The organism is Leptolyngbya sp. FACHB-60, assembly GCF_014695775.1.
Classification (GTDB): domain Bacteria; phylum Cyanobacteriota; class Cyanobacteriia; order Phormidesmidales; family Phormidesmidaceae; genus Nodosilinea.
In genome coordinates this window covers 24234-31621 of the sequence record NZ_JACJOX010000010.1, presented here as the reverse complement: position 1 = coordinate 31621, position 7388 = coordinate 24234, and the positions used below count along the sequence as shown (strand labels likewise).

Genomic DNA, 7388 nt, shown 5'->3' with positions numbered 1-7388 from the left:
ACCGACGCGCTAGCTCATCTACGGCCAGATAATCCACAACTTGTACTTGCTTGGGCATTGCACAGTCCTAATTGCAATCCCTCTAATTATGCTCCTCCAAGCGGACTTTATATTAGTGGGGCTGGGAGAATGGTTGCTAAACCCTATAGCCAGAGTTAGCCAGCCCGCGAGTAATGGGTAGTGCCATCGGTGGCTCTGGCAAACAGGTAGCTCTGGCCATACTCATAGCCCAAAGTGTTGATCGGAGGTATCGAAAAAACACATCTGGTTAGAACCGGATTTTTTGGCTTTATACATAACCTGATCCGCAGCTTTTAGCAGAGCAAAAGGAGAGGAGGCGTCCTGGGGGTAGAACGTGATTCCGATGCTGACAGAAATCTGGACAAGCTGTTGTGCGATATCGAAGGGGATCGCGAGTGCATCAAGAATTTTCTGGGCCACGAACTCAACATCCTGGCGGTGCTTAGCGCCCGTGAGAATCACGGTAAATTCATCGCCGCCCAAACGGGCAACCGTATCGTTCTCCCGAACACAATCAGTCAGGCGCTTTGCCATCTCAGACAATAACCGATCCCCCACGTCATGGCCGAGCGAATCGTTGACTACTTTGAAGTCATCAAGATCTAGGAAAAGTACGGCAAGAGGTAGTCGATCGCGCTTAGCCTGTTTGACCTCCTGTTCCAGACGATCCAGGAAAAGACGTCGATTCGGCAGCCCAGTCAGAATGTCATGGTGGGCGCTGTGCCATATTTTTTCTTCGGCGATCGCCTGTTCGGTAATATCGCGGGAAATGCAGACAGTCGCTTCGGTGTTTCGATGCTCATCCAGCACGGGCGCAAGCAGATACTCAAACCTTTCACCCTGGCCAGAAGCAAACGTGTGGACGAACTTACCTCGGTAAATAGACTGGTCAGCAATCACCTTTTCAAGATTGTGCTGGAAGTCTGAGGCGAACGAAAACCCGAGGTCAAAGGTGGACTTTCCGAGGATAGCCTCGGGCTCCAGAGCGAAGAGATCGGCGGTGGCCTGGTTTGCATAAACAAATCTGCCTTCGAGATCCAGCACATAAATTGGATCAGGCGATGCGACCAGAATAGCGCCGAACAGCCGGGTATCCATCTCTCTTACGGTCGCATACTGCTCCAGCGATTCGGCAACAGCCTGGTCGATCGCTTCATGGAACCTGGTAAGGTCTTCAAGCTGTTGGCCGGTAATGATTGGGTAAGCTTTAGTCCAGTGTGACACCACACTCGCACGCAGGGCCCGAAACTCGGAAACTGTCTCCATGATGCTGAAGCCGCTGCTCTGTCGCTCACCACCGTGCGATACTGCCCAAGACTTCACCCCATCCTTCGGCCCACGGCCTTTCGATTTGGCGGCTTGTTCTGATTCACTCTGGTATGAATCGAGATCGTTGGCAATCACGAGCAGCATGTTCCTGGAGTTGTTGCGCAGCCCGGTCTTACCCATATTCTTAGCAGGCAGAATGGTTTTGGCAAATTCTTCCCAATCCTGAAGAATCGGCTCTATCTCTGCCTGAATAAAATCAGCTAATCGCATGTTCATCGGCATTTCTTTGGCTCACAAAAACAGAAAGGATGGAGGACGACCTCTGCTTTACGCGACCTTTCATCATTCCTTGAGTCATACTCAGCATACTTAGACAAATCCTCCGTAAATCAAGCATGACATCTGATTCCATAGGGTCGCCTGTAGAGCTAACGGACCAAGACCCTGACTCGGCTTTGGCGATCGCGGCCTCAATGTAGCCAGCAAAGTCACTGTGAACCGGTTGCCCTCCGACTGCATTGCACAGCGTCAGACCCGGGCGATCGCTACAGCCTTGCTCGTCGCGGCTCACCACCCAGCAGCCTTTTATTTTCGCTTCAGTGGACTTGGGAGTCGCTACGGGAGTTTTGGCTGCCGCTGATGCTGTGGCTGGCACCATCCATTGCGGCAAAACTGGCTGACTAGGCACCAGTTTTTTGGAGCTGGAGCGGCAATGGGTTTAAGTTTTCGACGGAAGCTACACCTGAATGATTCTTAGAGGTGGTTGACTGCTCGACAGCCCCCATTGCCTGCCTGTTAATTTCAGCGCAAACTTTCTCATAAAGGCGGCCCAGTTTACCTTCTTTCATCTGCTGAAATTCTTCAGTGGATTCGCGGTCGGGCCATAAGATGTCGCACGCACTCAGGAGGCTGCGAAGAGCCTCTTGGATACTCGCCAAATTGGATAGGCTAGGCTGAGCGAAGATGCTCATGGCCTTGGTTAGCAAAAGGGTGGGTGTCGCTCCTCCTGGCAAAAGTAGAGCAGCAGCTGGGCTGCAGATTAGACCAAGTTGCTCTGACATAATTGAAACATCGACTACCTTCTCCATGACGGAGAGGTAGTCGCGCCCCTGCAAGTCGTGCTGAATGATTGCAGCCGTTAGTTCAGCTGCCTCGCAAAGGGCGACCGCGACCACTGCCTCTGCACCCCAAAGTTGAAGTGCCTCGTCGTAGATTTTTGCCGCTTCCATGACCTACCTCTAAATGATGATTGCTCCATGACGGCCGCTGCCTTAGCGTCGACCTGGAAACTTTCCCTGGGGGCATGGGGCATTTGTACTGGGGTCAACCGCAGCCTAAATACTTAGGCCATCGAGCAACCCTCTAAGCTCTCTCGATGCGGCATTCAATGGCTGCCGGCGCTCAATAGCCGCTCGCGATCGCTGGCCATGCTTAATAGCATTCTGTGCCACGATGCGCTTACCGCCTTCCATCTTGGGACCGGTCGATCGCTCCCACAGCCTCGGCCTTAAGGCTACCTGGCGCTGCAATTCCCTCCGCTCTGGCGTCCACGGGCTGGCCATACTCTGAAGCCTCCAAGCGTTGCTTCAGGTCCCCAACTTAGGCAACCAGCATGTTGTTTTGCTGGGTCTCGATGCTCTGATTTTTAATGAATGTCGTTTTCCGGAGAGCTTTCAAATCTGCGATCGCGGTGGCCAGCTGCCTCGATGCCCTGCTGCACTTCACCGCCATATCTGTCAGCTGCGGGGCTGGCCTGGCATTGCCACCTTGCAGGTTGCCAACGGCCAGGGCGAAAAGTGGCCTAGGCTAGTTGCCCCGCGCCGCAACCAAGCTGCGGCTGGATCTGCTGCGAAGCCTCTCGACACAAAGCATTCAGGCCAATCGAGAGGTTTAGCTGCAACTTCTAGATAGAACGGCAAAACCAGGCTTTGAGACAACTGGCACAAGCCAGCACAGGCCAAATCAAGTCCATTTTCCAGCGCTACTGGCACAGAGCATATTTGCTTATGGCCTTCCTAGCTGAGCCTCTCTTGTAAAAATACTGGGCTGTGAGCCTATGGTGCCCTCGCTGGTGGGGGTGGTGGCAGAGGCATAGTGCTTTAGGGCCTCAATGTCCAAAAAAATTGGTGTAATGCCGTGTAATAGCTAATTACACAACATTGCACCTTCCAAAACCCAGAAGCTTTGTGTTACAAGGCTTCTGGGTTTTGGAAGTGCCGATTTTATATACTTTTTAGCAGGGATATGACGGCAATATCCATTGAGATATACTCTTAATATTACACAAACTAGAACACATGAACTATGAATGAAGGTGGCGTAGCAACAGTCTCTTCGTTATACGAAGCGCTGATAGCATATTTTGAGGAGTTTCCAGACCGCAAGAAGGGTATCAGGACAGCTATTTTCAGGTTTCTTCTGCCTTTCCCTGGGTTTCAACTTGACTGTCAGACCAAGACCAATGTGCGGCTTTCCCGTGACGAGATGAAAAGGCGCTTGGAGCTGACTCGAGAATTATCACTAGCCTTATTTCACGATGTCCACAAGGTGATGTCTTGGCAAGAACAAGTTTTTGTAGATCTTCAAGCCCCGGCTAACGTTCGTGGGGTCTACAAGTCCAATCTCAACCACTTTCTCTCTTACTGCAAAGGGAAGGGTTGGTTAGTCGCTCCAGAACCTAAAAAGTGGTCCATTCCCTTAAATCATCCCAAGGATTTTCTGGTTAAACCACGGGAGTCGAAGAGCAATCACCCGATCACTCAACGGCACAACTTAATAAGCTACCGAGCTAAGATTGAAGACCTCGCAGAATCGGTGCAACAAGAAGTAAAGCTCTGCCGTGCTTTTTGGACCGACCCATTCTATGGCGCAAGACCAATTACAGAGCTAATTGACCCAGAGACGTTTGATCAATACGAAAACTACACTCTACAGATTATTGGTTGGATGACCTTAGACAAGGTTGACTACCACAAGAGAATGGTGGAACGAGCGAAGGTTAACAAGCAGAATGATATTCCCTATCAGCCCGATTGGCTTGATATCTCAGAGGAACCACCAGTTTGGCTTCAAGATCTACAACAAAAATATCCTCCAAAGTCCGTAGGTAATTTCACATTGGATGATCTTTTTCCTGTCGTAGAATTACGTTTAGCTGCAATAGCTAATGAATACAAACATCAGCATGTAGTGACAGATGAGGTTAATTCTCAAAGCGTACTGGAACGTCTCTGCTATGAACTTGAGGCTCAAAATGCTACTCTAAGTTTTGATCTCGGCCTCCAAATAGGCCAGGTTGTTCAAAACAACAAATTACTTGTTGATCAGCTTCATGAGCTCAACAGAACCAATGAACTTAATCGGATGAAAGAAAAAGCGCAAGCGCAAGCTATTGCTGCTGGAGACGATGTTCGTGATCTATTCGGAGATTTATTTAGGTGGATTAGCTATCAACATAATCCACTTTCTAAGCAAGATGGATACCACATTGGCAAATACTATAGGCACAGAATTTGTTATACCCTGATGAACTGGGCTAAGTTCCGCTATCGCAAAATTACAAATCCTTTAATGTCTCCAGAATATAGAGATATTCCTGTAGTCATGACATTAAGAGCAATTAGGGATGAAACCGAAGCCCTGGTGCTTCCCAAAAATTATTTGTCTCCTTTAAAGAAGGTGCCAAAATGGCAAGAACTAGGAGAAGTCCTCAAGAGCCTTCTAGACGATTGTGCTCCTAGACACCAGATAAAAGGAAATGATTGCAGGAAGAACTTTGGAAGAATAAGACCCCAAACTGCCGTTGCTAAAAGTTTGCAACGCTACCTTATTGTTCTTTTTTTCCGCTTAGTTTCACCTGAGCGGCAACATGTTATACGGAATTTGAAGGTTGGCGACTCTCTTAAGCTATGCCATATTGACCTTGATGCAGAACTAATTGATGAGGCTCCTTGGAACCCTCAAGAGAAAAGGTATAGAGCGTACTACAACGACATTACAAAGCTATATTACCTCAACCCTGCGGACGCCCGTGATGAGATGGGAAATACTCCTACCAGCCCGAAAGGGAAGTCGTACGAGTGGATTGTTGATTTAGATCCTACAAAAACTAAAATTGATAAGGAAAGCTCTTATCGAATCCCAAAAATATACAATCCTGAGCTACAGGCTTGGCTATATGGAAGGCCAGATTATTCTGGCACTTGGCACAACTGGCCAAATTATAAAGGAACACAACAACAAGGAAGGAATAGAAAGCAGCAGTTCAACTGGTGTGGCTATGTTGATGTCGACAATGGGAAAACATATGGATTCCGAGACATATTTAATCCTAACCATGACTTTGTCTTCACCCAAACTAACGGCAAACCATTTGGGGAAGAAATTTTGCTAGCATTTACGACACACTAATTTGGAAATACCTCAATATTCGTTCAGCTCCACATGATGTAAGGCGTGCGTCAACCACTCATTACAAGAGAAAAGGAATGACAGCTGCCCAGAGCGAATCCTTAGCACATATTAAAAGCCACAGCCAGCATACGCAGGATAGTTCTGCTTATAACAAAATGGGGGCACTGGAAAAAACAAGATTAGCTTCTGAGATGATTATTAACGAATTTTTAGATGAGTATGGTCTTGACCCAGATGAGTATGGTTTGACCTAAAGGCTCTCTGTAACCCGTGCCACTGCCGCTACGACTTATAACAGATGGGCCGCAAGCAGCTGCTCAAGCGAGATCACCATGGCCAACTACGGATCAAGGGGATTTAGTGGCACAACCCAACGCAACGAGCATCAACCGAGAGTGACGGGCAGAGGCGTCTCATCCTGTGCTTAGAGACTGGCATCCTCTAAGCACGCTTTAGGATCCAAAATCCCAACAGTATTTTGTTCTCAATAACAGGGGTTCATTCTCAACAATCCCCGCTGTTTTGATGTCTTTCCGTCCTAAATCGCCGAAACCCTTGGTATGCCAATGAATTATACTTGCTGAAATAGCAAAAAGAGCAAGTCTTGTATGATTGACCTAGAACGGATCCAGTTGGGGCTAGGTGCTCCCCAGTTCGCGTTGGGTCAGCCGGTGGCCACCAGCGAGGGTAAGGGGGGGGTGCTTGGGGTGAAGTATCGCGCTCTCAACTCGGTGCAATATCTCGTTCAGGTCATCGAGGAGGAGGACGAGGAGATCGGTGAGGCGTTTGCCTTTTGGTATGACGAGTCTGCACTGGAGAAGGTGTAGATGCCGAAGCGCGATCGCCACGACCAGGCGGAAATTTGGTCGTCGGATCAGTTTGAGCAGGTGATGGGGGAACTCAGCCCGAAGATGCGATCGCTCTTCTCCATTTGCTACTACACCGGCTGCCGGGTTAGCGAGGCGCGGCAGTTGCGGGCGGAGGACGTGGTCGGGAATACCCTGGTGCTGCGCAAGGCAACGACGAAAACGAAGCGCACGCGAGCGGTGCCGATCCATCCCAAGCTGATAGCAGTGCTAGAGGATGCAGAGTTGCCGCGCCAAGGGTATCTATTTCCGGGGCGGGGTGGCCAGGGGCCAATTACTCGGCAAGCTTGCGATGCGGCGCTGCGGAAGGCGTGCGACCGCCTCGGCCTGCGCGGCTACAGCACCCACAGCAACCGGCGCACCTGGGCCACTCGGTTGGATAAGGCAGGGGTGCGGCTGAAGGCGATTCAAGACCTGGGCGGGTGGTCGTCGATGGCGGCGCTGCAGCGGTACCTCGATGTGTCGGAGGAGGAGAAGGTGGATGCGATCGCTCAGTTGTAGAGCCATCGCTGGTTAGGCTTTTCGTAATTGCTAAACTAGGTGACAAACCTGAAACCTATTAGTAGCTAGGGCCTTAGGAATTGGGCATAGCCACCTAATTGGAGATGATCAACGGAAGAATGAGGGTTTCAGGCATTTTTGTGTTCAAATTTTCAACAAAACAGCTTATTGAAAAGCACCTAAAAGCCCACCAAATAAGGGGGTCCAGGAAGGAGGGGGGTAGTTGAGCAATTACGGCTTTTCTATAAAAAAGCGAAAGCGACCGCGGAGGCGCGATCGCTCATGGAAGGCTCACTAGCAAGACAGGCCAGCGATAGA

General features: G+C 49.7%; 8 protein-coding genes. 5 read left to right on the top strand and 3 right to left on the bottom strand.

Annotated elements, in window-relative coordinates; all coding sequences use genetic code 11:
• Positions 1–222: 222 nt before the first annotated feature.
• Positions 223–1572: a diguanylate cyclase gene (locus tag H6F57_RS02560; protein ID WP_199289776.1), complete on the bottom strand. Its 1350-nt coding sequence runs from the start codon at positions 1570–1572 to the stop codon at positions 223–225.
• A 236-nt stretch (positions 1573–1808) separates the two neighbouring features.
• Here H6F57_RS02560 and H6F57_RS02555 point away from each other — a divergent pair, with 236 nt between their 5' ends.
• Positions 1809–1970, top strand: coding sequence for a hypothetical protein (locus H6F57_RS02555; RefSeq protein ID WP_190794973.1), 162 nt, complete (start codon positions 1809–1811; stop codon positions 1968–1970).
• On the opposite strand, the gene H6F57_RS02550 is transcribed toward H6F57_RS02555, so the two are convergent.
• Positions 1971–2519, bottom strand: a complete 549-nt coding sequence (locus H6F57_RS02550) for a hypothetical protein (RefSeq protein WP_190628185.1) — start codon at positions 2517–2519, stop codon at positions 1971–1973.
• A gap of 105 nt (positions 2520–2624) precedes the next feature.
• Positions 2625–2852, bottom strand: a complete 228-nt coding sequence (locus tag H6F57_RS02545) for a hypothetical protein (RefSeq protein WP_190628183.1) — start codon at positions 2850–2852, stop codon at positions 2625–2627.
• 742 nt (positions 2853–3594) lie between these two features.
• Here H6F57_RS02545 and H6F57_RS02540 point away from each other — a divergent pair.
• The 4 genes from H6F57_RS02540 (at position 3595) to H6F57_RS02525 (ending at position 7070) form a co-directional block, all read left to right on the top strand.
• Complete coding sequence (locus H6F57_RS02540) at positions 3595–5700, top strand: hypothetical protein (RefSeq protein WP_190628181.1); 2106 nt, start codon at positions 3595–3597, stop codon at positions 5698–5700.
• Positions 5701–5777: 77 nt separating this feature from the next.
• Positions 5778–5957 (top strand): hypothetical protein, encoded by a 180-nt coding sequence (locus tag H6F57_RS02535; RefSeq protein WP_190628179.1) that lies wholly within the window; start codon positions 5778–5780, stop codon positions 5955–5957.
• Between the two features lie 354 nt (positions 5958–6311).
• Complete coding sequence (locus H6F57_RS02530) at positions 6312–6530, top strand: hypothetical protein (protein ID WP_190628177.1); 219 nt, start codon at positions 6312–6314, stop codon at positions 6528–6530.
• On the top strand, positions 6531–7070 hold the full coding sequence (locus H6F57_RS02525) for a site-specific integrase (RefSeq protein WP_190628176.1): 540 nt from the start codon (positions 6531–6533) through the stop codon (positions 7068–7070).
• The last annotated feature ends 318 nt before the right edge of the window (positions 7071–7388 follow it).

What these genes read in the sequence shown, in the direction of transcription:
- H6F57_RS02530 (WP_190628177.1), top strand. Translation starts at nt 6,312, where the DNA reads ATGATTGACCTAGAACGGATCCAGTTGGGGCTAGGTGCTCCCCAGTTC.
- H6F57_RS02560 (WP_199289776.1), bottom strand. Translation starts at nt 1,572, where the DNA reads ATGCCGATGAACATGCGATTAGCTGATTTTATTCAGGCAGAGATAGAG.
- H6F57_RS02525 (WP_190628176.1), top strand. Translation starts at nt 6,531, where the DNA reads ATGCCGAAGCGCGATCGCCACGACCAGGCGGAAATTTGGTCGTCGGAT.
- H6F57_RS02540 (WP_190628181.1), top strand. Translation starts at nt 3,595, where the DNA reads ATGAATGAAGGTGGCGTAGCAACAGTCTCTTCGTTATACGAAGCGCTG.
- H6F57_RS02545 (WP_190628183.1), bottom strand. Translation starts at nt 2,852, where the DNA reads ATGGCCAGCCCGTGGACGCCAGAGCGGAGGGAATTGCAGCGCCAGGTA.
- H6F57_RS02535 (WP_190628179.1), top strand. Translation starts at nt 5,778, where the DNA reads ATGACAGCTGCCCAGAGCGAATCCTTAGCACATATTAAAAGCCACAGC.
- H6F57_RS02550 (WP_190628185.1), bottom strand. Translation starts at nt 2,519, where the DNA reads ATGGAAGCGGCAAAAATCTACGACGAGGCACTTCAACTTTGGGGTGCA.